General features: G+C 65.0%; 4 protein-coding genes. 1 reads left to right on the top strand and 3 read right to left on the bottom strand.

Annotated elements, in window-relative coordinates; genetic code table 11:
* Together tnpB and K8I01_00020 are read right to left on the bottom strand one after the other, a co-directional pair.
* A partial coding sequence (tnpB, locus tag K8I01_00025; GenBank protein MBZ0218811.1) for an IS66 family insertion sequence element accessory protein TnpB occupies window positions 1-293 on the bottom strand: 293 nt, incomplete at its 3' end.
* The gene (locus tag K8I01_00020) at window positions 287-601 is read right to left on the bottom strand and encodes a transposase (GenBank protein ID MBZ0218810.1); all 315 of its coding nucleotides are present in this window, start codon (window positions 599-601) and stop codon (window positions 287-289) included. The genes tnpB and K8I01_00020, both read right to left, overlap by 7 nt.
* 43 nt (window positions 602-644) lie before the next feature.
* Here K8I01_00020 and K8I01_00015 point away from each other — a divergent pair, with 43 nt between their 5' ends.
* Entirely contained in the window at window positions 645-962 is a 318-nt protein-coding gene (locus K8I01_00015; protein ID MBZ0218809.1) for a M28 family peptidase, read from the top strand.
* A gap of 86 nt (window positions 963-1048) precedes the next feature.
* On the opposite strand, the gene K8I01_00010 is transcribed toward K8I01_00015, so the two are convergent.
* Entirely contained in the window at window positions 1049-1507 is a 459-nt protein-coding gene (locus tag K8I01_00010; protein ID MBZ0218808.1) for a hypothetical protein, read from the bottom strand.
* Between the last annotated feature and the right edge of the window lie 269 nt (window positions 1508-1776).

The raw sequence follows: 1776 nt of genomic DNA, 5'->3' as shown, positions 1-1776 counted from the left end.
AGCAGCAGCGCAAGCTGCTCTTCGCGATACTCGATGCGCACGACGCCGTCGCGGCTCTCCGGCCATGCGAACGTGCCGCGATCCAGTCGCTTGCCCAAAACCCACATGCCCGACTCGTCGGCGACAAGCACCTTGAGCCGGTTGCGGTACCGATTGCAGAACAAGAACAGGTGCCGCGACATCGGGTCCGCGTCGAGGCGATCGCGCACGACGCCGGCGAGCCCGTTGAACGACTTCCTCATGTCCGTCGCGCCGGCGGCGAGGTAGATGCGGCGCCCGCCGAACGTCAGCATGACTCCAGCACCTCGATCAGGCGCCTCAGCTCGTTGCCGTCGAATCCGGCTTGCACCTCGAGCCGGTGCCCCGAACGCAGCTCGACGCTCAGACTGGCCGCCGCCCGTGCCGTCGCCGGTGCCGCAGATGGAAGGACCGCGACCTCCACCAGCCTCGGCGCCGCCTCTCGCCCGCCGTCGTCTTCCGCCAGCCGCCGCCGCCACTGATACAGGGTCCAGGCCGACACCCCGGCGCTCGCTGCGAAGTCGGTCACGCTCATGCCGCTCTCGGACTGACGGTCGAGCATCGCCGCGTACCAGCCAGCCAAGTCCTCGCGCCGCGTCGGGCGCTCCCACGGTGTGTTTCGTCGCATGCCGCCAACATGCAGTCGGCGACCCTGGCGTCCATGGAAGCGCGCGCCGTCAGCTCGGACGCTTACCGGCATCACGCTGCTGCCCGGCGACGAGCACTACCGGCAGAGCGATCACTTCCCGTTCGCCGAGCGCGGGATCCCGGCGCTGTCGATCGGGGACGGGAATTTCGTCGACTACCACCTCGTCACGGACGATGCCGGGGCCGTCGATGGCAGGCGCGTGCAGGCGGCGATGAGGGTGGCGGCAGAACTGGGGAGGCGCGTGGCGATGGACGGGCAGGAGCCGCAAGCCAGGCAGGCGCAGGCGGGATGGTAGGTGCGGATGGCTCGCGCCCGGGGTTACTCGGGGTTACTCCAGGGCATTACAGGTTTGCGACCGTGAACAATTCGGGACGGTGGACACTACAAGTATATTCTCTTGATGGCGTCGGCCTCGCCAATTGCAATATGCTGCAGAGAAGGCGTCACGTAGAACACTATGCGATTGTCTGCTCCGTAGTCCACAACAAGCCACCGGGTCAGACGTCCCCCGCACCACTCTCGGAACACCCCCAGCCTCCCACCGCCGCCAATCCCGCCGTGCTTCACTACGGCCATGACGACCGCGTCGATTTCGCGACTCTCTCTGTCACTAACCAGCCCAACTCCGTCGTCAGCTAGCAGACGCTGTGAGTACGCTACGCGGGGAGTTCCACCACGTGCGTCTCGAGTAGTGGAAATTATCACGCCCGGCTCAGAGAGTCCGGCACTCGTCGCGTCCGAAATGCTGGTCAGTACTTCTGCGATGTATCCTACTGCCAGGCCTCCATCCCACCAGACGCGATCACCAAGTCGGATAGGCTCTCCAGACGGGTAGTTCACGACAGCTCCGTTACGGGGAATCAGCGACCACCGCCAAGCGAAGGGCCCCTGCTTGGCGACGGCGGGCCCCCGGGCTGTGTATTCGGCCGGGGATTCAGTGTATTATCATCAGCCCCGGAGAAGTTCCAGAAACACAAGCACGTCACAGGGTCTTGACTCATGGTCCAGTACTTCACGTGATCGACTCCTACGTGAGCCCCCCTAACTCGAGAGGATCCCGGCGCGATCTCGTAGATCACCGTACCTTTCGGTGGCGTGCACTCCTTGCA

The organism is Deltaproteobacteria bacterium (genome assembly GCA_019912665.1).
Classification (GTDB): Bacteria; Desulfobacterota; GWC2-55-46; order GWC2-55-46; family GWC2-55-46; genus UBA5799.
The sequence above is the reverse complement of the archived record's forward strand: the minus strand, read 5'-3'. Positions and strand labels throughout refer to the sequence as shown.